The 22929-nt window shown below is 62.8% G+C and carries 24 protein-coding genes; 8 read left to right on the top strand and 16 right to left on the bottom strand.

From position 1 onward, the window contains the following. Positions 1 to 59 precede the first annotated feature (59 nt). The 3 genes from D9V28_RS15445 to D9V28_RS15455 are packed head-to-tail and all read right to left on the bottom strand — an operon-like array spanning position 60 to position 2091. The gene (locus D9V28_RS15445) at positions 60 to 737 is read right to left on the bottom strand and encodes a hypothetical protein (protein ID WP_121660599.1); all 678 of its coding nucleotides are present in this window, start codon (positions 735 to 737) and stop codon (positions 60 to 62) included. A gap of 57 nt (positions 738 to 794) precedes the next feature. Further along, positions 795 to 1556, bottom strand: coding sequence for an anti-sigma factor (locus tag D9V28_RS15450; protein ID WP_121660600.1), 762 nt, complete (start codon positions 1554 to 1556; stop codon positions 795 to 797). Beyond that, the gene (locus D9V28_RS15455; RefSeq protein WP_229728180.1) at positions 1540 to 2091 is read right to left on the bottom strand and encodes an RNA polymerase sigma factor; all 552 of its coding nucleotides are present in this window, start codon (positions 2089 to 2091) and stop codon (positions 1540 to 1542) included. Before D9V28_RS15455 ends, D9V28_RS15450 begins: the two co-directional genes overlap by 17 nt. Before the next feature lie 446 nt (positions 2092 to 2537). On the opposite strand from D9V28_RS15455, the gene D9V28_RS15460 reads away from it, so the two are divergent. Beyond that, entirely contained in the window at positions 2538 to 3137 is a 600-nt protein-coding gene (locus D9V28_RS15460; protein ID WP_229728181.1) for a fasciclin domain-containing protein, read from the top strand. Between the two features lie 58 nt (positions 3138 to 3195). Here the strand turns inward: D9V28_RS15460 and D9V28_RS15465 are convergent, their stop codons facing one another. After that, complete coding sequence (locus D9V28_RS15465) at positions 3196 to 4383, bottom strand: TerC family protein (protein WP_121660602.1); 1188 nt, start codon at positions 4381 to 4383, stop codon at positions 3196 to 3198. Between the two features lie 141 nt (positions 4384 to 4524). Then, positions 4525 to 5712, bottom strand: coding sequence for an ROK family transcriptional regulator (locus tag D9V28_RS15470; protein WP_121660603.1), 1188 nt, complete (start codon positions 5710 to 5712; stop codon positions 4525 to 4527). Positions 5713 to 5870: 158 nt separating this feature from the next. On the opposite strand from D9V28_RS15470, the gene D9V28_RS15475 reads away from it, so the two are divergent. After that, positions 5871 to 7613, top strand: coding sequence for a copper homeostasis protein CutC (locus D9V28_RS15475; RefSeq protein WP_121660604.1), 1743 nt, complete (start codon positions 5871 to 5873; stop codon positions 7611 to 7613). Between the two features lie 13 nt (positions 7614 to 7626). On the opposite strand, the gene D9V28_RS15480 is transcribed toward D9V28_RS15475, so the two are convergent. Next, positions 7627 to 8115, bottom strand: coding sequence for a MarR family winged helix-turn-helix transcriptional regulator (locus D9V28_RS15480; RefSeq protein ID WP_121660605.1), 489 nt, complete (start codon positions 8113 to 8115; stop codon positions 7627 to 7629). A gap of 133 nt (positions 8116 to 8248) precedes the next feature. Next, on the bottom strand, positions 8249 to 8791 hold the full coding sequence (locus D9V28_RS15485) for a TetR/AcrR family transcriptional regulator (protein WP_121660606.1): 543 nt from the start codon (positions 8789 to 8791) through the stop codon (positions 8249 to 8251). Positions 8792 to 8845: 54 nt separating this feature from the next. Here D9V28_RS15485 and D9V28_RS15490 point away from each other — a divergent pair, with 54 nt between their 5' ends. Continuing rightward, positions 8846 to 9814: an alpha/beta fold hydrolase gene (locus tag D9V28_RS15490; protein WP_121660607.1), complete on the top strand. Its 969-nt coding sequence runs from the start codon at positions 8846 to 8848 to the stop codon at positions 9812 to 9814. Between the two features lie 64 nt (positions 9815 to 9878). Here D9V28_RS15490 and D9V28_RS15495 read toward each other — a convergent pair whose 3' ends face one another. The 4 genes from D9V28_RS15495 to D9V28_RS15510 are packed head-to-tail and all read right to left on the bottom strand — an operon-like array spanning position 9879 to position 13231. Continuing rightward, positions 9879 to 10655 (bottom strand): IclR family transcriptional regulator domain-containing protein, encoded by a 777-nt coding sequence (locus D9V28_RS15495; protein ID WP_121660608.1) that lies wholly within the window; start codon positions 10653 to 10655, stop codon positions 9879 to 9881. A 10-nt stretch (positions 10656 to 10665) separates the two neighbouring features. Beyond that, positions 10666 to 11838 (bottom strand): thiolase family protein, encoded by a 1173-nt coding sequence (locus tag D9V28_RS15500; RefSeq protein ID WP_121660609.1) that lies wholly within the window; start codon positions 11836 to 11838, stop codon positions 10666 to 10668. Then, positions 11835 to 12509, bottom strand: a complete 675-nt coding sequence (locus tag D9V28_RS15505) for a 3-oxoacid CoA-transferase subunit B (protein WP_121660610.1) — start codon at positions 12507 to 12509, stop codon at positions 11835 to 11837. Before D9V28_RS15505 ends, D9V28_RS15500 begins: the two co-directional genes overlap by 4 nt. Beyond that, positions 12506 to 13231, bottom strand: coding sequence for a 3-oxoacid CoA-transferase subunit A (locus tag D9V28_RS15510; RefSeq protein WP_121660611.1), 726 nt, complete (start codon positions 13229 to 13231; stop codon positions 12506 to 12508). The genes D9V28_RS15505 and D9V28_RS15510 overlap by 4 nt, the downstream gene beginning before the upstream one ends. A gap of 161 nt (positions 13232 to 13392) precedes the next feature. Here D9V28_RS15510 and D9V28_RS15515 point away from each other — a divergent pair, with 161 nt between their 5' ends. Both D9V28_RS15515 and D9V28_RS15520 read left to right on the top strand, forming a co-directional pair. Further along, on the top strand, positions 13393 to 14061 hold the full coding sequence (locus D9V28_RS15515; RefSeq protein ID WP_121660612.1) for a GAF and ANTAR domain-containing protein: 669 nt from the start codon (positions 13393 to 13395) through the stop codon (positions 14059 to 14061). 14 nt (positions 14062 to 14075) lie between these two features. Further along, positions 14076 to 14843, top strand: a complete 768-nt coding sequence (locus tag D9V28_RS15520; RefSeq protein ID WP_183086563.1) for a GAF and ANTAR domain-containing protein — start codon at positions 14076 to 14078, stop codon at positions 14841 to 14843. A 149-nt stretch (positions 14844 to 14992) separates the two neighbouring features. Here the strand turns inward: D9V28_RS15520 and D9V28_RS15525 are convergent, their stop codons facing one another. The 4 genes from D9V28_RS15525 to D9V28_RS15540 are packed head-to-tail and all read right to left on the bottom strand — an operon-like array spanning position 14993 to position 18730. After that, complete coding sequence (locus D9V28_RS15525) at positions 14993 to 15667, bottom strand: TetR/AcrR family transcriptional regulator (protein WP_121660694.1); 675 nt, start codon at positions 15665 to 15667, stop codon at positions 14993 to 14995. 11 nt (positions 15668 to 15678) lie between these two features. Then, complete coding sequence (locus tag D9V28_RS15530; protein ID WP_121660614.1) at positions 15679 to 16590, bottom strand: shikimate dehydrogenase; 912 nt, start codon at positions 16588 to 16590, stop codon at positions 15679 to 15681. Then, a complete protein-coding gene (locus D9V28_RS15535) occupies positions 16587 to 16889 on the bottom strand; it encodes a Dabb family protein (protein ID WP_121660615.1) in 303 nt (100 codons plus the stop codon). The genes D9V28_RS15530 and D9V28_RS15535 overlap by 4 nt, the downstream gene beginning before the upstream one ends. Then, complete coding sequence (locus D9V28_RS15540; protein WP_121660616.1) at positions 16886 to 18730, bottom strand: bifunctional sugar phosphate isomerase/epimerase/4-hydroxyphenylpyruvate dioxygenase family protein; 1845 nt, start codon at positions 18728 to 18730, stop codon at positions 16886 to 16888. Before D9V28_RS15540 ends, D9V28_RS15535 begins: the two co-directional genes overlap by 4 nt. Before the next feature lie 131 nt (positions 18731 to 18861). On the opposite strand from D9V28_RS15540, the gene D9V28_RS15545 reads away from it, so the two are divergent. Together D9V28_RS15545 and D9V28_RS15550 are read left to right on the top strand one after the other, a co-directional pair. Then, entirely contained in the window at positions 18862 to 19620 is a 759-nt protein-coding gene (locus D9V28_RS15545) for an IclR family transcriptional regulator (protein WP_121660617.1), read from the top strand. Positions 19621 to 19626: 6 nt separating this feature from the next. After that, positions 19627 to 20382 carry an IclR family transcriptional regulator gene (locus D9V28_RS15550; protein WP_121660618.1) on the top strand — a complete coding sequence of 252 codons (756 nt, stop codon included), beginning with the start codon at positions 19627 to 19629 and terminating at the stop codon, positions 20380 to 20382. 65 nt (positions 20383 to 20447) lie between these two features. On the opposite strand, the gene dctP is transcribed toward D9V28_RS15550, so the two are convergent. Next, positions 20448 to 21506, bottom strand: coding sequence for a TRAP transporter substrate-binding protein DctP (dctP, locus tag D9V28_RS15555; RefSeq protein WP_121660619.1), 1059 nt, complete (start codon positions 21504 to 21506; stop codon positions 20448 to 20450). 323 nt (positions 21507 to 21829) lie between these two features. Between dctP and D9V28_RS15560 the strand changes: the two genes are divergently transcribed. Next, positions 21830 to 22912: a Gfo/Idh/MocA family protein gene (locus D9V28_RS15560; RefSeq protein ID WP_121660620.1), complete on the top strand. Its 1083-nt coding sequence runs from the start codon at positions 21830 to 21832 to the stop codon at positions 22910 to 22912. The last annotated feature ends 17 nt before the right edge of the window (positions 22913 to 22929 follow it).

Below are 22929 nucleotides of genomic sequence, written 5' to 3' on the forward strand. Positions count from 1 at the left end.
GTGGCCCTTCTCCCGAGACGTTTTGGGCGAGTTTACGCCAGACGAATCACGTGGACCGGTCACTCCGGCGAGGGAAACTCAGGATGATAAGCGGCGAGCGCAGCACGAAACGTCCGGTTCCCGCCCCAATAGAACAGGCCGAAGTAGAGCACAGCGCCAGCCGCTCCCAGCACCGCTGCCAGCGCCACTAATGAGGTGAAGACAACTGCGGTCGCTGCAATGAAAAGACCCAGGAGCGACGAGTTGATGAGAATGATGAAAGCCATCGTGCTGCCGAGAACCTGACTGATCCCCCGCTTCGGCGTGAAGAAATAGTAGGTCTGCTGAATACCAGCGAAATCGTCGTGCGGCGAGGACATCAGAACCCGATCAAGTCCCGGATCAAGCTCAACATACGCTCCGCGCAGGCGATTCATGGCGACCACATACATGAGGTCCTCCATGCCGATGTTCATGACTCGCAACTGAGTGAGAACGCCCACCAAGACGATGAACGCTAAAACGCCAACCGCGAAAGCAACGAAAGCTTCCGAGAAGTCCGTCGCTTGTCCGACCAGCGCCAGACTGACAAGCCCCGCGGAAACAAGAGTCAGGAAGATGCCGATTCGTGCAAGCACTTCATTTTGAGCGGTGCTGCGAGCCGCGAGCAGTCCCCAGTGCTCGGTCGCGAGCAACTGGGCGCGCACACTCGCCGGTGCGGGTGACTCAAACTGCCGACCAGCTGCATCCTCGGCCATGCCGACATTCTCCGCCTGTTCCTTGGTTTCCGGAAGGAGCGGCGTGATCGGCTTCGCTCAGGAGCTGCGCAACTCCCCACGCACGATCGAGTCCCCGGAGTGAGCGGGGTTGCCGTCGTCCGGCTCCCGGGAGATGTCGACGACCGAATAACGCGACAGGTCCAAATTGCCCGGGACCGAGAACGTCCCTGTGTCACCCTCGACCAGCCCGAGGCTGATCAACCCGGACGTTGCCGGGTCAATCAGCCACACCTCGGTCAGCCCATCGCCTGCCACAGAAAGGTCGATGACCATGCTGCGGGCACCCGAATTGTCCTCTTCCACTCGTGCAGAGCCTGAGGCGTCCCAGTTGGGGAATGGCTCCAGTTCCGCTTCCGCCACCAGCCGCTGATCATCGGGACGTGTGAGAAGTGTCGTTCCGACAATCCCAGCGATGAGGCCGACGACAGCAGCAGCAGCAGCAGCAGCGAGAAGCACAGCACCGCGTTGCCGTTTACCCGGACGTCGCCAACCTCGCGGCCGAGCACGGACAACGTGCGACTCAGCGGTCGGCTTGGCAACCGGTCGGGCTTTTTCTTGCGGAGTCCCGCTGAGGTCAGATGCCAGTTCGAGCTCGGTGTGTACTCCCTTCCAGACTGATTCGGGAGGATCAACCAGGTCGACATCGCCGAGAGATTTGCCGGCCGAGATCAGCCGGTCGAGCGCGGTGAGTTCAGCGGCGCATCGAGGGCAGGTTCGCAGGTGCTCACGTTGTGCGGCGTTTGGTGCTCCGGTACCGAAAGAGTACGAAATCAGCTCGTCGTCATCGAGATGCGTCATCGTCCACCTCCAGTCGTGTTCGCAATTTACCAAGACTCCGTCGGATGTGGCTTTTGACTGTTCCGAGGGGGATGCCCGTCGTGTCCGCGATTTCAGAGTGTGTGAGGTCGCCATAGAACGCGAGAGTCATGACCCTTCTGGGCACGGGATCCAGATGTTCCAGTTCGTTCGCAATCATCATCCGATCGGCCACATCGACGATGTCGGACTCTGCGTCGTCTGCGGTCGCTTGAATCCAGCTCTCCTCAATGCGACGTGCCCGAGCGCGTGCCCTGAGGGCATCGGCGATTCGATTGCGCGTGATCCCGACCAGCCATGCGCCAAGCGCACCCTTCTCGGGGTCGAAGTTGTCACGCCCGCGCCATGCCGAGATGAAAACCTGTTGGGTCACGTCCTCCGCATCGGCGGTAACACCAAGCGCGTGTCGAGCGAGGGAGTAAACAACACGAGACCAACGTGCGTACGCATCCGCGAGCGCACGCTCATCTCCGGCACTGAATCGCTCTGCGATCTCGGCGTCGTCGTGATCCGTCACGTCAATGTGCGACCTTTCGATCCGGAACCGCGAAGGAGGCGCCTGTGTCAGCTGGCAGCTGAGGGAATCGCCCAACTCAGTCTCGACCATTTGCCTCCAACGGACCAGCCCCGGTTTAGTGCCGTGCTGGCGAGCTCCTTCGTCCCACGACGGAGAGCGAGTTGATAAGCGGGATGCGCCGCCGGAGCCCATGACAGAGGCACCCGGACGGGATCCGACGGACGCAACCACGCTTTCATAAGAACTTCGCTTCCCAAGCGGTGTTTGGATGCACCAGCGCTCACATTCGTCCGAACGGGCACCGAGTGAGTCTCGGCCTGAATCGGCCGAGCCACCAGTTGTTGGTGAAAACCGGGGATGGTGTTCGATTCACAACTGTCGTATGCTCCATGGCGGGAGGCACCCATTCGGGGCATGCAAATGCCATGACAAAGGAGTGCCGAACAATGAAGAAAAAGAACACCATCACCATGATCACGGCCGCCGTCGCGGCACTGGTCCTCGTGGGTCCCGTCGCACCGGCCAGCGCCCACGGCCCCGCTCCAAGCGGAACCATCGTCGATGTCGCCGTGGCAGCATCCGGCGGTGGAACACCGGACAGCAACCCTTACGACTACGACCTTCTCGTTCAGGCCCTGGTCGCGACCGGGTTGGCGCCGGTACTCAGCGACACGTCGCGTCGTTTCACCGTGTTCGCTCCGAACGATCGAGCGTTCCTGCGGCTTGTGACTGAGGTGACCGGCTCCGCTCCGGCGAGCGAAGCTGCAGCGCTCACCACCATCACCACGACGCTGACGCTCGACCAGATCAGCGGACTTCTGCTGTACCACGTAGTTCCGGATCGTTCACTCGGTGCGATTGAAGTGCTGGTCTCGAAGTCGCTCACGATGGCGAACGGTGGGGTGGTCAAGCCCCGTCTGACCACGTTGCGCGACGAGAACACGGCTCTTCGCGACCCGCGACTGGTCCTGTCCGGACTGAACATCCGCGCGAGCAACGGCGTCCTGCACACGATTGATCGAGTGCTGGTTCCCGCGGCGCTCTAACGCAGAACGGGTGCTGGCGCGCTCGAAAGAGCTCGCCAGCACCCGTCCGGGCGTCGTGTTATCTGGCCAGTGAAGCGTCGTGCTCCTGGTGAGCTCGCTTCAGCAGTTCCATGAGGTCTTCTTCTTCGTGAGCCGACTGGCGGTACTTGGCAGGCAGCCCACGGATCGCTTCTTCTTCGGCGACCAGCTTGGCGAAGACGCGGTTGCGCTCCTCCTGATCCGTCGTGTACTCAAGGTCGACGTACGCGGTGGCGTGGCGTCGGGCTCCCGAGATCGCCGCGTGCGCTTTGCCCTTCGGACTGATCAGCGATGCGACGACGGTGATCACGAGCACGCCGAGAATGACCGAGAGTGAGAGGCCAGTGCTGATCTCGACAACCGGCACAGGCTCGCCTCCGTTGATGAACGGCACGTTGTTCTCGTGCAGCGCGTGCAGGATGAGCTTGACACCGATGAAAGCGAGAATGGCCGCGAGGCCGTACGACAGGTAGACGAGGCGGTCGAGCAGCCCGTCGATGAGGAAGAAGAGCTGGCGCAGGCCAAGCAGCGAGAACGCCGTCGCCGTGAAGACGATGAAGACGTCCTGGGTGAGTCCGAAGATCGCCGGGATCGAGTCAAGCGCGAACAGAATGTCGGTTCCACCGATGGCGACCATGACGAGGAGCATCGGGGTGAGAACACGCTTGCCGTTCTCCATGGTGAACAGTTTGTCGCCGTCGTAGTGCTCGGAGGTGGGAAGTACCTTCTTCGCAATCCGGATGATGAAGTTATTGGCTCCATCTTCTTCGTCGCCCTCCGGCTTGAGCATGTTGCCGGCCGTGATCAGGAGGATGAGACCGAAGAAGTAGAATATCCACGCGAACGAGTTGATGAGCGCAGCGCCCGCGAAAATGAATCCAGTCCGTGCGATGAGAGCGAAGACGATTCCAAACAGCAGCACCTTCTGCTGATCTTCACGCGGAACCCGGAAGCTCGCCATGATGATCAGGAAGACGAAGAGGTTGTCAACGGACAGCGCCTTCTCCGTGATGTACCCGGCAAAGTATTCGGATCCTGGCACTGAGCCACCGAACACGAAAATGCCAAGGCCGAAGAGAATAGCGATGCCGACATAGATCGACGACCAGATCGCCGCTTCCTTCAGCGTCGGAATGTGCGCCTTCCGAACGTGGAAGATGAAGTCAAACGCCAGTAGCGCCAGGATAAAGACTATTGTCAGTGTCCAGATCAGCGGGGATACCTGCACGTTTTCTACTTTCGTTCGGAGTCAGCTCTGTTCGCACAACGCGCGATGGAGTCAAGTTTACGCGAGCGCGAGTGAACTGTTCCTGAGCGGATGCCACGGGGCAGCCTCCCTCGACCCCGTTACGTTCTGCAGACGCGAACGTCAGGCAGAGGTTCGCACGCCATCGGCCGAAAAGAGCTGATCCAAAAAGATTCGTCCGGCCCCTCGAAGCCCGCCGGTTGCCGCGAACTGCGCGACGTCGATGCTGAGCTGGTCGGTCGCCATCGGGAGGCACTCCGCATAAAGAGTTGCGCGCACACCGGCGACGAACACCGACGAGTCGGCGAGCACTCCTCCGAGCACCAGACGTTCGGGATTGAAGAAGTTGACAATGGTGGCGAGGACTCCACCCGTCATCACCCCGGCGTTGCGGAGAAGTCCTGTAGCCAAAGGGTGCGAGTCCTGCGCAAGCGCAATCATCTCCTCAACCGACTGCACGTTCGTGCCGGCCACCTGCATTTCGCGCACCAGGGCGTTGCCGGATGCCAAAGCGTCAAGGCAGCCGGTCCGACCGCAGGAGCACGGAACCGCCGCCGCTCCGGGAACGACGACGTGGCTGATATCACCTGCCCACCCGTTGCTGCCTGTGTACAAGGCACCCCCACAGACAATTCCGCATCCGATTCCCGACCCAACTTTCACGAGCACCTGGTTGCCGATCGGCTCGCGGCCGTCGAGCAGTTCGCCAGCCGCCATGAGGTTGGCATCGTTGTTGACAAGAATCGGCAGGTCGATCTCGCGTCTCATCAACTCAGGAACCGAGACGCCGTTCCAGCCGGGCATCCGGGATGGTGAGATGACCCGCGACGTTGCTGAGGAGACCGGCCCTGGAACCCCGACCGAGATGCCGCGCAAGCGGGTGTGGCCCGCCAGTTTCGCTTCGTCGACCATGTCAAGCAGGATTTTCAGCGCCCGGGAGAGGACCGCTCGCGGATCGGCCGCAATGTCCAGAGGCGCATGCCGTTCGGTGATGAGCTCCCCTGCGAAGTCAACGAGACCAAACGATGCACGATCGACGCCCAGGTCTATGCACCCAACGAGGCCCGCGTCGCCACGGATCATCAGGTGTCGTGGACGACGTCCACCGCGTGACTCCCCCGGTCCGGTTTCCACGACGTGGCCCTGCTCGATGAGCGCGTCGACGCGGGCCGCGACCGTCGTCGGCGAGAGCCCGGTAATGTTGGCGAGCGCCGCCCGAGAATTGGCCCGCCCGGATCGCAGTGCGGCGAGAACCTCGACGTGCTGGGGCGAATGAAGCGGCACGGTGCCCGATACATCATTCACGGTCATCGACCTCTTTCGATCGTCGTCGCTCGCCGGAGTTAGTCCAGTATTGCAGGAAGTTAGTCGAGTTATACGTGTAAGAATCTGTTGTTGGTCGATCCCCTCCGGAACCAACCGAAATCGCAACGCGACGAACAGCGTGTGAGAAATGTGAAGGCGGCTTGATGACCCAGCGAACCAGCACCAGGCGAGTCCTGACCGAGGTCTGCCTCGACGACCTCGACGGCGCACTCGCCGCGGACCGGGCTGGCGCTGACCGAATCGAGCTGTGTGCGAACCTCGGCGAAGGAGGAACGACGCCGAGCATCGGCCTCATCACGTCGGTACTTCGGTCGGTCGAACGTGTCGGCGTGCAGGTCATCGTCCGCCCCCGTGGCGGCGACTTCGTCTACAGTGACGACGAGATCGCCGTGATGTGTGCGGATCTTTCAGCGATAACGGATGCCACGGCGCACGCACGCACGCCCGTCGGCGTTGTTCTCGGAGCGTTGACCGCGGCAGGCGAGGTGGACGTCCAGGCGATGCAGCGCCTCATTTCCGCAGCGGCTCCGCTCGCCGTCACCTTCCACAAGGCAATCGACGCAACAACCGACGTTCTCGCCGCGTTCGACACCCTCGGCGGCCTCGGAGTGGAACGTGTACTGACCTCGGGCGGACCCGGATCAGCGCTCGACAATCTCGACACCCTCACTGAGCTGGTGCGCCGGTCGGACGCAGGCCGTGGCCCCGGAGTGCTCGTCGGCGGGTCGGTGCGGCCGGCAAATGTACGCTCCATCGTCGACGCAACAGGCGCACACGAAGTGCACGCACGACTGCAACACCCATCACCGCGCGGCGACGGAACCCTGGGAACCAGTTCGAGCAGCGTCGCCGAATTCCTTGCCGCGCTGGACACCCCGGCCCGTCCAGCCGAAACGGCAGCTGAAACGACAGACGAGCCCGCGGCTGTTGTCCCCACCACCGAGGTGGTCCTTGCCCTCGACATCGGAGGTACAAACCTCAAAGCCGCCATTGTCGACACGACAGGGCGCAGCATCGCCTTCCGTTCGATCAGCGCCGGGCAGACAGGCGCCGAGTCGCTCGAACGGATCGTTGCCCTGCTGTATGGGTTACAGACGTCAGCCGAACTCGCCGGGCACTCGGTCGTCGGCGCTGGCGTCGTCACGCCCGGCATGGTTGACGCGGCGAACGGCGTCGTCCGGTACGCCTCAAGCCTCGACTGGACGAACGTTCCCCTTCGTGCCCTTCTGGCCGACGCCCTCGGGGTCCCCGTCGAAATTGAACACGACGTGCGATCAAGTGGGCTCGCCGAGAGCCTGTTCGGCGCATCGGCCGGCGTGGAGAACTCGGTTCTCGTCGCGATCGGCACCGGCGTGGCCGCGTCGATTCGCAGTGGCGGCCACGCCGTCGTTGGCGCGATCACCACAGCGGGCGAACTCGGCCATATCCCCGTCATCCCCGACGGAGAGGTGTGCTCGTGTGGGCAGCGCGGGTGCCTCGAGGTCTACCTGTCCGGCGCAGGGTTCGCCAGGCGTTACGCCGCGCTCGGTGGTAAAGACGGGCTGGATGCCGCAGAGATTGCGGCGCGCCTCGGCTCGGATCCGATTGCCGACCGTGTCTGGACAGAGGGAGTGCACGCATTCGCTCTCGGCCTGTCCTCGCTTACGCTGCTCGTCGACCCATCGATGATCGTCCTCGGCGGCGGAGTCTCGCGGGCGGGCGACGCCCTGCTCGACCCACTGCGGATTGCGTTAGGTGACCTCTTGGCCTGGCGCGACGCTCCTGAGATCCGCCTGTCCGAACTGGGCACATCCGGAGGGCGCATCGGCGCCGCCGTCCTGGCGTTCCGCGCCGCTGGACTTTCCGCTGTCCCCGACACGTGGTCGGTCGCTCATCTTCTCGCCTAGTCGGGAATTCCCGTCAGGAGCCTGACCCCAGCTGCCTGAGCAGCGCGGCGAGCTGGGCGCACTGCTGGTTGGTCAGCAACGACAGCTCCTCGGCCTCGAGTCGAACCAGCGCGATCATGGCGGCGTCCACCCGGGTGGTGCCGTCGGGTGTCAGGCGGGCCAGGTTGCTCCTGCCGTCCTTCGGATTTGCCTTTCGCACGATGAGGCCGCGTTCGGCGAGGTTCTCCAGACGATTGGTCATGGCGGCCGTGCCGATCATGGTCGCGCGCGACAACTCCATCGGACTCATCTCGTGCGGCGGTTCGGCACGGCGGAGTGCGGCAAGAACGTCGAACTCCCAGCTGCTGAGCTCTGCCATCCTGAACGCGTCCGCGCGCAGGTCGTTGAGGCGAAGCGCCACCCGTCGCAGCCGTGACATTACGTCGAGCGGAGTGAAGTCAACGCCGGGGATGCGGTCAGCCCACGCATCGACCAGAAGGTCAACTTCGTCGTCGTCGTTCATGACCGACCGACGTGTTCGGCGTTCCACTGGGCGGGGTTCCGGCGAAGGGGCATGCGCTAAGTTTGCAGACTCCGATGTGATGCACGCAACCCGACGCCGATTTCCTCGGGCGGGGCGCTGGCGCGCGAGCGCGTCAGGCCAACGCGCCGTGCACAACCGCCTCAAAAACGGGTCGTGGATCCGTGAACACCTGACGCGCGATGCGGTGAAGAAGCAGTCCCTCGAAACACGAAGCCATCGCTTCAGCCGCGGCCTCCGGGTCGCTTGCACCCATCTCGGCCAGTGAGGAAACGACGGCTGCACCCAAGGTCGCTCGCCCACGTGACAGCGCTTCGCGAAGTTCGGGGTTGTGGCTGGCTTCCATGAACAACACGAGCCTCGCCGTTGTCAGGTCGCGGTTGTCCACCGAGGTCACCTCGAGCAGGGTGCACATGGCATCAACGAACTCGGCTGGCGAGCGCGGCGTAAACGCGACGGACACCGCCGGCACCTCTCGCTCGACAATCCAGTCGGTGACGCCGGTCAAAAGAGCGGCGCGCGTGCGGAAGTAGTTGGACGCGGAACCCTTGGGAACGAGCGCCCGCTCGTCAACTCTGGCGTGCGTGAGAGCACGGAGGCCGCCCGTTGCCAGCAGGTCAACCGCGGCGTCCAGGATTCGCTCTCGAGTCGACGTCATAGGTCCACTATAAACGCAGTGGACAGATCACTACGGTCGTAGTACGCTCGCCTCATGGGCACATTGAGGCCCGACAACGAACCCGGATCCCAGTCCAGTGCTGGCTCTCCGCACGCCGCCGGGCTATTTCCACACCTTGACGGAGTCACGCACAGCTTTCTCGACGTCGCGGGACTTCGAATGCATGTCGCTGAGGCCGGAGCCGGGACGCCACTCCTCCTCCTTCACGGTTTTCCCCAGCACTGGTGGGGATGGCGGCGGGTGATTCCCGCGCTGGCCGAGAACTTCCACGTCGTCTGTCCAGACCTGCGAGGGGCCGGCTGGACGGACGCACCTCGCGACGGGTACACCAGCGACCAGCTCGTCGCCGACGTACTCGGCCTGCTGGATGCGCTGCACATCGAGAGGACTTCGATCCTCGGGTACGACTGGGGCGGGCACATCGGCTTTCGCATCTGCCTCAACCACCCCGAACGCGTGAGCCGATTCATGTGTCTTGGCACGCCACATCCGTACCCCGAATTCCACGCTCGAGTGCTGCTGTCGATGTGGCGACTGTGGCCGATGTTCGCAACGGCAACACCGCGACTGGGGCCACGGCTTCTGGGCTCTGGACACCAGCGGCTGCCACGTTCGATGATGACGAGCGACACCACAGACCCATCGGTCTGGTCGGCGGACGATCTCGAGCTGTTCCTCGGGCGCATGCGTGAGCCGCAGCGAGCGTTCGCTGGCTCTGCGCTGTACCGAAACTTTCTGATGAAGGAATCCAAGCGAGCGGCGTCAGGCGCCTACCGCGCCACACGGCTTCGCACGCCGACGCTGTCGCTCTACGGCACGGTGCTCTACGGAAATAACGATCCCAAGCGGGAACATCCCGAGATTCTCGGCGGGTACGAGAACTACGCCGAGGATTTCACGCTCGAGCACGTGCCGAATGCGGGCTACTACATTGCCGAGGAACAGCCTCAGGTGGTCATTGATCGCGCACGCGAGTTCTTCGCGGCCGGTTCTCCAAGCTGACGCCAGATCTTATAAACGGATGCCATTGCGCCCGCTTGCGGCGCAGCATCCGTTCGCAAAAAAATCAGAGGTGCGAGAGTCCGGCGCTGATTGACGCCGCCGCGCGGAGAAGAGCTGGGCGATACTCGTCAGAAATGCGTTCGAGGCTCGCCGTCGAGGTCGAGGTGGACACGTTGATTGCGGCGAGAACTGCACCGGTCGGGCCGCGCAGCGGTGCGGCGATCGAGCGCAGGCCCGGTTCGAGTTCCTGGTCGACGAGGGCCCAGCCCTGCTCGCGAACCTGGTCGAGCGTGCCGCGAAGTGCTGCCGAGTCGACGACGGTCTTTTCGGTGAGCGCGGGTCGCTCGATCGACGCCAGGTAGTCGTCAAGCTCGTCCGGGCTGAGACCGGCGAGGAGCACGCGCCCCATCGAGGTGGCGTGTGCAGGAAAGCGGGTGCCGACGGTGATCGACACGGCCATAATGCGTCGCGCTGCGGCCCGAGCGATGTAGACGATCTCGCCGTGATCGAGCACCGACGCCGAGGCGGACTCGTTGAGCTGCCGCGACAGGCTCTCCAGCTGGGGGGTGATGATTTCGGGCAGGCCGAGGCCTGACAGATAGGAGAATCCGAGCTCGAGCACGCGCGGGGTCAGGGCGAACATGCGGCCGTCGGCTCGCACGTAACCGAGCTCGCTGAGGGTGAGCAGGAAACGGCGCGCCGTTGCTCGCGTCAACCCGGTGACCTCGGCGATCTCGCTGAGGGTCATGCTGGGTCGCTCATGCCCGAACGCGCGGATGACGCTCAGGCCGCGCGCCAGCGATTGCACGTACTGGCCGCTCGGTTCCTGATCTTCGGTCATGCACCCAACGCTATCGTTCGAGCACGACCGCGAGCCCCTGGCCGACTCCGATGCAGATCGCCGCCACACCGACTCCTCCGCCGCGACGCTTGAGCTCGTGTGCGAGGTGGCCGATGATGCGGCCACCCGATGCGCCAAGCGGGTGCCCGATGGCGACAGCTCCGCCGTGGATGTTGACCTTGGCAGGGTCGAGTTCAGGCCACAGCCGCAGGCAGGCGAGGCTCTGCGACGCGAAGGCCTCGTTGAGTTCGACCACGTCGACGTCGGCCCAGGTCTTCCCAGCACGGGCGAGGGCCCGGTTGGCCGCCTCAACCGGGGCGATGCCGAACGTGTCCGGGTCGTTGCCGCTCACGCCGCGGCCGATGATGCGAGCGAGCGGCTCAGCGTCAAGCGGCGCGTTCTCTCCGCCGAGAATAAGCATCGATGCTCCGTCGCTGAGCGGAGAAGAGTTGCCGGCAGTGACCGACCCGTTGTCGCGGAAGGCGGGCTTGAGCGGCGCGAGGGATTCGAGCGAGGTGCCGTCGCGGATACCCTCATCGCGCGCCATCTCGGCGCCGGGAATCTGCACAATCTCGCCGTCGTAGAAACCATTCGCCCAGGCCGCTGCGGCGTTGTGGTGGCTGAGCGCCGCGAAAGCGTCCTGCTCTTCACGGCTGATCGAGAACCGTTCGGCCAGCATTTCGGCGGTCTCCCCGAGCGGAACCGTCCACCTGTCCGGCATCTGCGGGTTCACCATGCGCCAGCCCAGCGTCGACGAGTGCAGCGTTTCGTGCCCCGCCGGATACGGCCTCGACGGCTTGAGCATCACCCAGGGAGCGCGACTCATTGATTCGACGCCACCGGCGATCACGAGGTCGGCGTCACCGGTTTCGATTGCGCGGCTGGCCTGGATCACGCTTTCGACGCTGGATCCGCAGAGTCGATTCACCGTGGCGCCCGGAATGGATGTCGGCAACCCGGCAAGCAGGACGGCCATGCGGGCAACGTTCCGGTTGTCTTCACCTGCCTGATTCGCGTCACCGAGGAGAACCTCGTCGATGCGTGTTGGGTCGAGGTCTTGGTGGCGGGCGACAAGAGCGCCAAGGGTGGAACCCGCGAGGTCATCGGGGCGGATGTCGGCAAGCCCCTTTCCATAACGGCCGAACGGCGTTCGGACGGCGTCGTAGATAAAGCTGCCGGTCATGCGTGGCTCCTGTCGGAAGGTGAGAACGTGGTGGCGTCGACCAGGTCGAGCCCGGTGAGCTCTCGCAGCTCCTCGATGGTGTTGTCGCCAAAAAGCTCGGTCACGCTCAGGCCGGAGGGTGACACGTCGAAGATGGCGTGGTCCGTGTAGATCCGGGTGACACAGCGCACGCCCGTCAGCGGATAGCTGCACTCCCGCACAAGCTTCGGCTCCCCCGATCGAGCGAAAAGGTCCGTCATGACGAAGACCTGTTTTGCTCCGATGGCGAGGTCCATCGCACCGCCAACCGCCGGGATCGAGTCGGCTGCGCCGGTAGACCAATTGGCAAGGTCACCGCGCTCAGACACCTGGAACGCGCCAAGAACGCAGACATCGAGGTGGCCGCCGCGCATCATGGCGAAGGAGTCCGCATGGTGGAAATACGCGGATCCCGCCTGCTCGGTCACCGGTTGCTTGCCTGCGTTGATGAGGTCAGGGTCAACTCGTCCGGGTTCAGGCTCCGGTCCCATCCCGAGCATGCCGTTCTCGGTGTGCAGAATCACTTCGAGCCCATCCGGAAGGAAGTTTGCAACTCGGGTAGGCGCGCCGATTCCGAGATTCATCACGGCACCCTCGGGGATGTCGCGAGCCACCCGCGCGGCCAGGGCATCACGGCTGATTCGTGTGGTCATGATGCTGCTCCTTCGGTCGACACAGCTCCGACAAACTCACCCTCGCGAAGCCAGGCACGTTCACCGACCGCAACGACATGGTTGACATAGATTCCGGGAGTGACGACCGACTCCGGATCGATGGCGCCCAGCTCGACTATCTCGTCGACCTGCACCACGGTTGTGGCTGCTGCCGCCGCCATGATCGGCCCGAAGTTACGGGCGGTTTTCCGATACACCAGGTTGCCCCATCGGTCGGCACGCAGCGCGCTGACGAGAGCGACGTCTGCTGGGAGCGCATACTCGAGCACGTACTGCCTGCCGTTGATCTCCCGCGTCTCTTTGCCTTCGGCGAGCGCCGTTCCGACCCCCGTCGGCGTGAAGAACGCTCCGATCCCCGCTCCCGCCGCACGAATGCGCTCGGCGAGATTGCCCTGCGGAACCAGTTCGAGCTCGATTTCACCGGCCCGATAGAGCCCATCAAAGACCTGTGAGTCGACCTGCCTCGGGAACGAGCAAATCATTTTGCGTACCCGGCGGGCGGCGAGGAGGGCCGCCAGTCCCGTGTCGCCATTACCGGCGTTGTTGTTGATGACGGTCAGGTCCTTTGCGCCATGCGCCAGCAGAGCGTCAATCAACTCAACGGGCTGGCCGGCGCGACCGAAGCCGCCGATCATCACGACGGCCCCGTCGGAAATACCGGAAACCGCCTCGTCGAGACCGCTCACTATCTTCGAAATCATGACAATCCGTTCGCAAAGCGAACTTCTGTTCGCACAGCGATACTAGCCTCGACTGGTCGACAAATCCAGAGGCCCCGGGAAACGGACCGGTCGTAGACTGGGCGCATGAAATCTATCGCCGCGGGGAAGCGCCGCGCGGCGTGCGTGACGGTTGGTGAGTAATGAGCGCCGCGCAGACCGAGGCGGACGCCGGCCAGAAACTGGCCGCGCCGTTTCTTGACCTTCTGCCCATCACGGGAGTGGCGATCTCCGTCCTCGATCGCGACCACAAGGCATCCGTTATTCATGCCAGCGACGACACCGCAGCGCAGCTCGAGGAGACGCAATTCACTCTTGGCGACGGACCGCTCTTCGAGTGCTTCGCGACGGCCGGACCGGTGCTTGTGCCATCCGTCAGCGACGACTCGCGATGGCCGCTGTTTCTCTCCCACGCCGATCAGCTGGCGGTCGGCGCTCTCTTTTTCTTTCCGCTCACCCTTGGCGCCGCGTGCATAGGCACCGTGTTGTGTTATCGGGACTCCCCTGGGCACCTGGAGCGGGAGACAGTCGATGTGGGCAGCGGCCTGGCCAGGGCCATCGCCGGCCCCGCTCTTCGACACGCAATTCTGCTCGCCGACGGTGAAGCAGACGCCAAAAACACTCCCACTGAGATGCGGCGTGAGGTGCATCAGGCTACGGGCATGATGCTGGTTCAGCTCGATGTCAGCGCAACCGATGCACTTGCCCGGATGCGAGCGTACGCTTTTGCGCATGGGGTCAGCCTCCGTGAGGTTGCCCGGAGCGTTGTGAGCGGTCACCTCGACTTCTCGACAGAGGGATTGATCACATGAGCAATGGAGACATCGTGGACACGAAATCTCGAGAAGAAAAGATCAATGCGGCATTTGTTTCGATGACTGACGCGTTGATGAGCGAATACGACATCGTCGACCTTCTGTCCACGTTGCTGAATGCCTGCATCGACGTTCTGGACATGGATGCGGGAGGGATCCTGTTGGTAGACGCAACGGGAGAACTCGAATTGGTGGCATCGACGAGCGAGGAAGCGGAGATTGTCGAGACGATCATCGTGGCCGCCGGCGAGGGACCCTGCATCGAGTGTTACGACAAGGCGGAACACGTGAGTGTCCCCGACATCGAGCGCGTTGCCGAGAAATGGCCGAAATTCTACGCCTCTGCCAAACAGCAGGGATTCCTCTCGACATACGCCGTTCCAATGCGGCTTCGGGATGAAGTAATGGGTGTCATGAACATCCTGAGCGCACAGCCCGTCGAAATCTCCGAGGGAGACGGGAAGATCGCGCAGGCGCTCGCGGACCTCGCCGTGCTGGGCGTTCTGCACGAGCGCAACTTCCGTACGCCTGTTGCGGTGACCGAACAACTGCATTTGGCGCTCGACACCCGAATACTGATCGAGCAGGCCAAGGGGGTACTTGCCCAACGTGAGCACCTGACGATGACCGAAGCATTCGACGCGCTCCGGCATTATGCGCGTGTAAACGGGCTGACTCTTCGCCACGTCGCCGAGGCAACGGTGCACCGCACCCTGGCCACGGAGGATCTCATTTCCGACCGCAGCGCTGCGGCACCGGTGCCGCGGTCGATCTCCTAGCTTTTCTGCGGCTGGTCCGGATCCGCCGGCTCGGGATTGCCCTTGTCGAAGAGGGCACCAGACTGCGCGCTGTTGCCGTCCGAACCGGCGGGGCGAGCGCACCGGCACCACCTCCCGGAAGGCTCCAAAGCCCTCACAGTCACCCGGGACTAGGACGAACCCGGGTTGCCGTCCTGCGCGGTCAGGGTCGCGACGACCATGTCACCGATCAGACGGCGGTGTGAGTCCTGAAGCGCTGGATTGAGCAGGTCCCGGTCAAAAATGGCAGCGAACGTGTGGCGATTTGCGACGTGGAAGCACGCAAAGGCGCTGATGATCATATGCACGTCGAGTGCGTCGATGTCACTCCGGAAAACACCTTCGCGCACTCCCCTCTCGATCACTCCCTCGAGGACCGTGATGGCCGTCACGTTCTCACGCAGGATGGTTGGTGACTGCCGAAGGTGCTCAGCACGGTGAATGTTCTCGATGCTGACCAGCTGGATGAATTCCTGATGCGTCGTGTGGTGATCGTATGTCGCTTCGGCCAGCTTTCGCAGCGCTTCACACGGCGACAGTTCCTCGATGCGCACTCCCCGCTCGACATCGCGGATCTGCGCATACACGCGCTCGAGAACGCTGAGGTAGAGACGTTCCTTCGAGGTGAAGTAGTAGTAGATCATCCGTTTGGTTGTTCGAGTTCGCGCGGCGATCTCGTCAACGCGGGCTCCCGCATAACCGTTCGCAGCGAACTCGGCCGTCGCAACATCCAGGATGTCTTCCATCGTTCGAACGGCGCGGGCGGTCGAACCGCTGTCCTGGACCTCGCGCAACTCCCCAACCATGGTCGCTCCCTTCACTCTTGTGAGGCCCGGACGGAGGACTCTTCCGATAGAACGAGGGAGCGAAAATGCTCCTCCATCCTTTCCCGATCAGGTTCTTCGCCGGTGATGATCTGAAGGCTAGCGTAGGCCTGACCGACGGCCATGCGTCCGCCATCAAGCACTGGATGGCCTGCATTCCTCGCCAGGCGAATGAGCTCAGTTTCCAAAGGCCTGTAGACCACGTCCGACACCCATGCGTCCGCGCGAAGCAGCTCGACATCGAACGCGAGCCCCGGGTGGTGCTTCATTCCCATCGGGGTTGCGTGAACCACTCCGCTGGCGTTGGCGATCATTTCCGTCAGCTCGTCGCGCCCGACGATCGCGATGGTCGACCCTGAAAAGTGCTGGCCCATGCGCCGAGCGAGATCCGCCGCTCGAGCCGGGTCCACATCGAACAGGTCGAGCCGACCAACACCAGACGACAGGAGTGCGTAGGCGGTTGCGGCCCCGGCACCACCACAACCAATCTGAACGACGCGGTCGAATGACACTCCGGATAGACCGGCGATCAATCCATCCCGAAAACCCATCCAGTCGGTGTTGTACCCGACCAGGCCCTCGTCCTCGAACACCACAAGGTTGACCGCCCCCAGGTGTTCCGCACGCGGGTCCAACCTGTCGACCACATCGAGTACCACCTGTTTGCACGGGTGGGTGATATTCATTGCGGAGAAGCCCGTACGGCGAGCGTCGGCCAGGAGTTCTCCAACGTCCTCTGCCTGTTTGCCGAGGTCGATGAGATCGATAATCCGATATTCATAGTCGAGACCGAGCGCCGCCGCCTCGACCTCGTGCAGCAGCGGAGTGAAGGATTGTGTGATGCCGGCACCGATCAGTCCGACAAGATAGCGACGTTCGGGTCCGGCGCTCTCAAAGCGAGTCATTCGACATCCGGAATCTCAAAATCGACAGTGGCGAGCGAGACCTTCACTGGAGCGGAAATCCTCAGCACTTCGGCATGTGCCGGGTGCCGGTTGTAGAGCGCGAGTCCGTCGAGGTCATCGAAGTCGGCGACGATGGCGAGCTCGTGCGCGTGTTCACCACCGAGCACATCAACTCCGACGCTCATGCGTTTGAGACTGGGGATCTGCGCGGGCAGCGCACGCAGAAGCGACATCCAGTGTTCACGCTGGTCGACGGTGAACTCGGGCACGAATCGAAAAACGGCGACATGTCGAATCACGCCGGCACCTCCCGCGTCGCGCGTCTCTGCTGGTACTGAGCGGCGAGCCGCACCGGCGCGTTGAGCGCCCCGTAGCCCTCATAGCCATCGCGGCGTTCAACAACTTCGAGGAAGACAGTGCCGATCGGATGCGTGTAGAAGTGAAGAAACTCCCCTGTCTCGTCACGGTCATACATGACATTCAATTTCTTCAACTCGTTGAGCAGTTCTGGATGAACGTCATACCTTGCCTCAATGTCGTCGTAGTAGTTGGCGGGAATGTCGAGGGGATGGAAGCCACGCTCTCGCGCCTCTCGCGCCAGCGCCAGGACGTCAGATGACGCGAAAGCGATGTGCTGGGGAAGAATCGCGTCTTCGTTCGCACCGGAAGGGACGAGGTTGAGCGCGATTCGAACAACACCGTCCGCCGCCCGGAGCACCTGGCTCCGTACGAGGCCCACCGGGGCGGCCACCTCCATCGAGGGTTGAGAGCGCAAGTCCAGCACGGAGTGGAAGAAGAGCACACCAGCGTCGAAGTGCTGCCAGGGCTGGGCGAGGTTGATGTGGTCAACCCTCTCGATGAGCCCGGTGCCTCTGTTGCTTGGTTCCCCGAACTCTCGCACCCACCTCGGCGCTGTCTCTCCTTCCCTCCCGAAGAAGACCTCGGACCCATCTGGCGCCCGAACGCCCACCAGAGGTTCATCGCCCGGGCCTTCCGGTCGGTGTATCTCCGTTGCGAACAAGTCAATGGCCCGCTGGAACGCCGTGGCCGGATTGCGAACAGACAGCCCGATTCCTGCGACCGTTGGGGGCGGTTGGTTCGGCTCGGGTCGACCGAGCACCACTCGCGCTGCCCCCTGCGACCAGAGCTCGACGCTCTTGGAGCGGTGGCGTCCGTGCGAGGAGAAGCCGAGTTGCTCGAGCAACAGTCGCATGTCATCGATCGCGCCTGTCCGCAGCTCCACATAATTGATGTCTGCGGGCGGCTCGACGGCGGGCAGTGGGCGGGCTGACATCTGCTCCGTGCGCCCTCCGGACGACCCGCCCAACCAGGTCAGCGTTTCATCCTCGAGCAAACGGAGCGAGCGCCGTGCGTCTATGGCCGTCGCGCGTGGATCCGACTGCCGGAACGTGTCGTTGAAGATTTCGAGCGAGACCGGTCCGTCATAGCCCGTCCTCACCAGATGGCCCATGAATGCGGCGAGATCGAACCCACCCTCCCCCGGAAAGAGGCGGTGATGACGACTCCACGACAACACATCCATCGACAGAATCGGAGCGTCAGCTAATTGAACGAAAAAGATCTTCGCTGCCGGGATGGTCTCGATGGCCTGCGGGTCGTGGCCTTTTGACAGGATATGGAAACTGTCCAGGCACACTCCGATGCGCGGGTGATCCGCCAGACGCACGATTCGAGCGGCCTGTTCATAGTCGTCGACAAATTTTCCCCACGCGAGGGCCTCGTAGGCCACGCGAACGCCGAAGCGCTCAGCAAGCACCCCGAGCTCGCGCAGCTGCGCAGCCGCGAGCTGCTCGTCCCCACTTCGTGCGGTGGCCACGTTGCTGCACAACAGCATGGTCTCGATGCCGAGGCGATTCATCAGTGAGAATTTCGCTGCCGCGCGTCGCAGATTCTGCTCGAGAAGGTCGGGGCCTACCCCTTCAAAGTCCCGGAACGGCTGGTACAGGTCGAGCGACAGCCCAAGCTCCTGTGCGCGGGCCCGAATTTCCTCTGGCGATTTCGGCGACGCAATCAGATCGGGTTCAAAGATCTCCACCCCATCGAACCCTGCCTCTTTCGCCGCGACGAGCTTCTGGTCGAGCGTGCCCATCAGGCACACCGTGGCGATCGATGTTCGCATGTTCCCTCCAGCAGCACCGACGCTGGTGCCCGAGCGATTCTCAAAAGTTGTTGCAGAAGAACGAACTAACCAGTACGTTCTTCCCAAGCAGGTGGTCAACGACGATCTAACCCGCTCAAAGGAGATGTTCGATGATGAGTTTCGCCGAGTGGAACAAGCCAGTGGGCCCGACAAGCGACTCGGCGTCGGTGCTCGAACGCATCGTCGCAATTCTCGGCGCCGTGAAGGAATCGGATGTGCCGCTGTCGATCACAGCCCTGGCAGCCCGAACCGGAATGCCCAAGTCTTCTGTGTCCCGCCTCGTCGGCGAACTGGTCGAGCAGCGTTATCTTCAACGCACAGACGATGGCATTGGGCTGGGATTCCGACTGTTCGAACTGGGCGTCCGCGCGAGCCTCCCGCGCCGACTTCTCACGGCGGCTGGGCCCGTGATTCGAGAGCTCGTCGAGCTCACAGGAGAGCGGGTCGGGCTTTGGGTGCATCAGGGCACCCACATGATCTCCATCGCAACGGTGGCTGGTCGACTACCGATGCTGCCAGCCAGGGCCGGTATGCGCTCTCCAGCACTGACAACCGCCAGCGGGAAGGCCTACCTTGCGTTCTGCTCTGACCCAGGCGTTGTGAACCAGGCAACTGCACCTCTTGTTCATGCCGCAGCGGACCAGTTTCGGGACGAACTGACTCAAGTGCGAGCGACGGTGGTGGCAACGGACCGTGGGGTCGCCTATCCGGGAATCCTCGCTGTCGCGACGCCAGTGATGTCTTCTGACCGCGTCGTGCTCGGCGCCATCTCCATCGCGGGCCCGAGCGGGGCGATGGACCCTGAACACGTGGGACCACTGGTTCGCGCTGCAGGCATCGCCCTAACCCGCCGGCTCACCGCCGCATAGACGGAAATGCGAAACGCAGACTGGACAACATCCGTAAGCGTTCTCGACCGCGTCACGGCGATCTTCGAGGCATTCGACGAGCACGGCGAAGGTCTTGGCGTTTCGGAACTTGCCCGGCGGGCGAACCTTCCGAAGTCAACGGTGTCCAGGATCGCGGCCGACCTGGTTGGCCAGCGCTTTCTCGATCGAGACGACGGAAAGCTCTACCTGGGTATCCGTTTGTTCGAGCTCGGTCTCACGGTGAGTAAACCGCGAAAGCTCCGGGAAGCCGCCCTCCCATTGATGAACGAACTCCGAATGGCAACAGGCCGAAGCGTCCAGCTCGCCGTTCTTGAGCAGACGGACGTGGTCCTCGTTGCGGTCATCCGCGGGAAACGAGCCCTCACAACGTTAGGACCGGTCGGCTCGCGCCGCCCTGCTCATTCCACGGCAGCAGGGAAGGCGCTTCTCGCGTTCTCCGCTCGGGAGGTTGTCGAAGATGTAGTTCACGGAGGACTCGAGCGGCTCACGGCCAATACCATCTGCGAGCCGGCGAAGCTGGCCGGAGAGCTGACCACCATCCGAAAAACCCGAATAGCGATCGAGCGGGAAGAGTGCGCCAGCGACCTCGTCAGTGTGGCAAGCCCGGTTTTGGGCTACGGCACCACTCCTGTCGCCGCTATCGCCGTTGCCGGGTGCGCGGACGAAATGAATATTGACCACCTGGCTCCCACCGTTCGAGCGGCAGCTGTTGCTCTGAGCCATCGGATCGGCAACGGCTGAATCGGCCGACGACGAGAACGGGGTGGCTGCGGTATCGCAGCCACCCCGTTCGATTGACCGACAGACTATTCGGCCATTTCGCGGATTGCTTTGTAGGCCTCGAGAGTTTCCCCCGAGAAGTACCCTTCGAAGTATTTCTCGGCGTCGCTGATGAAGGCGTCCATGTCGATGTCTTCGGTTTCGACGACTGTGAAGTTGTTGTTTGCCCGGTATTCGTCAAGAATTTCTTCGGTTGCCTCGTCGACGCATTCGCGGTTCTCTGGACGGATCTCGTGGATGGTTTCTTCGAGCAAGGTGGCCTGCTCGTCGCTCATCTTCTCGTAGGTCTTATCGCTGACGAGAATCCAGTGGATGCCCACGTTGTGGTTGTTGAGAACAGCAACGTTGAGCACCTCGTCGTAACTTGACGAGCGGGTTGCGACGATCGGGTTTTCCTGACCGACGGCGATACCCTGCTGCAGAGCCGTGTACAGCTCTTCAACCGCGACAGAAACAGGGTTCGTGACGCCCAACGCTTCAGCGTTCGCGAGGAAGGCTGGCGAGTTGGGGAAGCGAATCGGCACGCCCTCGAGGTCCTCGGGGCTGCGAACCTCGACATCCTTCGTCGTGAATGTGCGGTTGCCGAAGAACCAACCATCAACAATGCTGACGCCTGTCGCTTCCTGGAACGACGAGAACAAATCCTCAGAGCCGTCGTCCGTCCACTTGAAGGCATGGTCCACGTCGTCGAACGCGTATGCAGCATCGACGACACCGATCGGCTCAAATGTGGAACTGAGTGCTGATGCACCTTGCAGGTCGATGTCGATGTCTCCGGCCTGAACCAGGGGGAACCGATCCGCGTCGGGGCCCAGTTGGCTCGCTGGGTACAACTCGACGGTGATTCCGACATCTGCGTCTTCGAGCCGCTCTTTGAGCAGCTCGACGCCGCAGTAGTAGTTCGGCGTCTGCTCGTTCTGACTGGTCGCGACGGTGATGGTGACGGGGTCGTTCGCCGATTCGCTTGAGTCGGCGGTGCTTTCGGGGCTGCCTCCACCGGAACAACCGGTGACAGCGAGCGTCGTGACTGCGAGCACGGACGCGGCCATCAGGCCCCGACGCGTCGATCGGGCTGCTGTGCCCATGTGACTCTCCTCTTTTCAGCGCACTTCTTCGTGCATTGGATGTTATTCAGTCGGTGGCCGGCGCAGCGACATCGAGTCGACGAGCGCCTCGCGTGGTGCGGAAACATCGTCAACCACACTGTCAATGAAGCGGCCCTGTGGCAATGCTGACTCTCGTCTCGCCTGACGCTTTCGTAAAGTGACGTCCCGGCGAGTGGAACAGCCGCGGCAAACCCTGATTTGGCGCCGCACCTCGCGCCGTTGAATGGAACGTTCCTCGGGCGCCTGTGTCGATTCGCCTACGCTGGGCGCGACCGACTTTGAGCCAGGACACGGGAGCGTTCATGACCCCAAATACACCCTCGGTGATTCGCATCGGCGTGATCGGGGCCGGGTTTATGGGCCGTCAGCACGTTGAGTTCATTCGTATGGTGGGTGGGGCCGAGTTGTCAGCCATCGCCGACCCGGTCATCCGTGGCGAGGCGTTCGGGTGCCCTACGTATCCGGATGCCCGTGACATGCTCGATGCCGAAGATCTCGACGCCGTCGTCATCGCTAACCCGAACGCCCTTCATGTGGACACTGCCATCGACTGCCTCTCGGCCGGGGTCGCTGTGCTTCTGGAAAAGCCGGTGGCTGCTACCTATGCCGAATCATTGCGGCTCGTCGACGCGGTTAGCCAGTTCGACGGGCGACTCCTCGTCGGACACCATCGGCGGCATCATCCGGCGGTCACGCGAGCCAAAGAGGCTGTGCAGAATGGCGAGATCGGGCAGCTCGTCGGCGTTAGCGGGATGTGGTCTGCACGAAAGGAGGACAGATACTTCACGGATATCCCCTGGCACACGCAACGAGGCGCGGGAGTCATGCTCATCAACCTGGTGCACGACCTCGATCTGCTGCGCCACCTGTGCGGCGAAGTCGCCGAGGTTCAGGCAATCGTGAGCTCGCAGACTCGTGGCATGGAGGTCGAGGACACGGTGGCGGTCAACCTTCGGTTTGAGAGCGGAGTCGTCGGAAGTTTTCTCGCCTCGGATGCGGGGGTGTCCCCCTGGGGGTGGGACCAGTCCACCGAAGACAACGTTGAGTTTCCATACCTGCCAGACGGCGTTGCTTATTCACTGGTTGGCACCGGCGGCGCTCTCTCGGTGCCGAATCTCGCGAAGTACTCGTACTCTTCCTCCGTGGACGCCGACTGGCATTCTCCGTTGTCGCGCACATACCTGCCCGTGGCGCCGCAGGTGTCGTTCCACGCACAACTCGCGCATTTTCTGGACGTCGTTCGAGGAGCTTCGCCCCTTGTTTCGGTGGAGGATGCGTCACGGACCCTCGCTTTAGTCGAAGCCGCGGCGCTTGCTGCCGCCCGCCGCGGCACTGTCAACGTCGCGCAATTCCGTGCAGAGGCAATGGCTCAGGCACGGCTGTGATTTCATGACGACGAGGT

It is taken from the genome of Mycetocola zhadangensis, from assembly GCF_003668565.1.
GTDB classification, from domain to species: domain Bacteria; phylum Actinomycetota; class Actinomycetes; order Actinomycetales; family Microbacteriaceae; genus Mycetocola_A; species Mycetocola_A zhadangensis.

Coding starts and splice junctions, on each gene's coding strand:
- D9V28_RS15550 (WP_121660618.1), top strand. CDS start 19,627: ATGCGAAACGCAGACTGGACAACATCCGTAAGCGTTCTCGACCGCGTC.
- D9V28_RS15460 (WP_229728181.1), top strand. CDS start 2,538: ATGAAGAAAAAGAACACCATCACCATGATCACGGCCGCCGTCGCGGCA.
- D9V28_RS15445 (WP_121660599.1), bottom strand. CDS start 737: ATGGCCGAGGATGCAGCTGGTCGGCAGTTTGAGTCACCCGCACCGGCG.
- D9V28_RS15490 (WP_121660607.1), top strand. CDS start 8,846: ATGGGCACATTGAGGCCCGACAACGAACCCGGATCCCAGTCCAGTGCT.
- D9V28_RS15480 (WP_121660605.1), bottom strand. CDS start 8,115: ATGAACGACGACGACGAAGTTGACCTTCTGGTCGATGCGTGGGCTGAC.
- dctP (WP_121660619.1), bottom strand. CDS start 21,506: ATGGGCACAGCAGCCCGATCGACGCGTCGGGGCCTGATGGCCGCGTCC.
- D9V28_RS15505 (WP_121660610.1), bottom strand. CDS start 12,509: ATGACCACACGAATCAGCCGTGATGCCCTGGCCGCGCGGGTGGCTCGC.
- D9V28_RS15540 (WP_121660616.1), bottom strand. CDS start 18,730: ATGCGAACATCGATCGCCACGGTGTGCCTGATGGGCACGCTCGACCAG.
- D9V28_RS15450 (WP_121660600.1), bottom strand. CDS start 1,556: ATGACGCATCTCGATGACGACGAGCTGATTTCGTACTCTTTCGGTACC.
- D9V28_RS15495 (WP_121660608.1), bottom strand. CDS start 10,655: ATGACCGAAGATCAGGAACCGAGCGGCCAGTACGTGCAATCGCTGGCG.
- D9V28_RS15515 (WP_121660612.1), top strand. CDS start 13,393: ATGAGCGCCGCGCAGACCGAGGCGGACGCCGGCCAGAAACTGGCCGCG.
- D9V28_RS15475 (WP_121660604.1), top strand. CDS start 5,871: ATGACCCAGCGAACCAGCACCAGGCGAGTCCTGACCGAGGTCTGCCTC.
- D9V28_RS15525 (WP_121660694.1), bottom strand. CDS start 15,667: ATGGTTGGGGAGTTGCGCGAGGTCCAGGACAGCGGTTCGACCGCCCGC.
- D9V28_RS15500 (WP_121660609.1), bottom strand. CDS start 11,838: ATGACCGGCAGCTTTATCTACGACGCCGTCCGAACGCCGTTCGGCCGT.
- D9V28_RS15470 (WP_121660603.1), bottom strand. CDS start 5,712: ATGACCGTGAATGATGTATCGGGCACCGTGCCGCTTCATTCGCCCCAG.
- D9V28_RS15510 (WP_121660611.1), bottom strand. CDS start 13,231: ATGATTTCGAAGATAGTGAGCGGTCTCGACGAGGCGGTTTCCGGTATT.
- D9V28_RS15560 (WP_121660620.1), top strand. CDS start 21,830: ATGACCCCAAATACACCCTCGGTGATTCGCATCGGCGTGATCGGGGCC.
- D9V28_RS15545 (WP_121660617.1), top strand. CDS start 18,862: ATGATGAGTTTCGCCGAGTGGAACAAGCCAGTGGGCCCGACAAGCGAC.
- D9V28_RS15485 (WP_121660606.1), bottom strand. CDS start 8,791: ATGACGTCGACTCGAGAGCGAATCCTGGACGCCGCGGTTGACCTGCTG.
- D9V28_RS15530 (WP_121660614.1), bottom strand. CDS start 16,590: ATGACTCGCTTTGAGAGCGCCGGACCCGAACGTCGCTATCTTGTCGGA.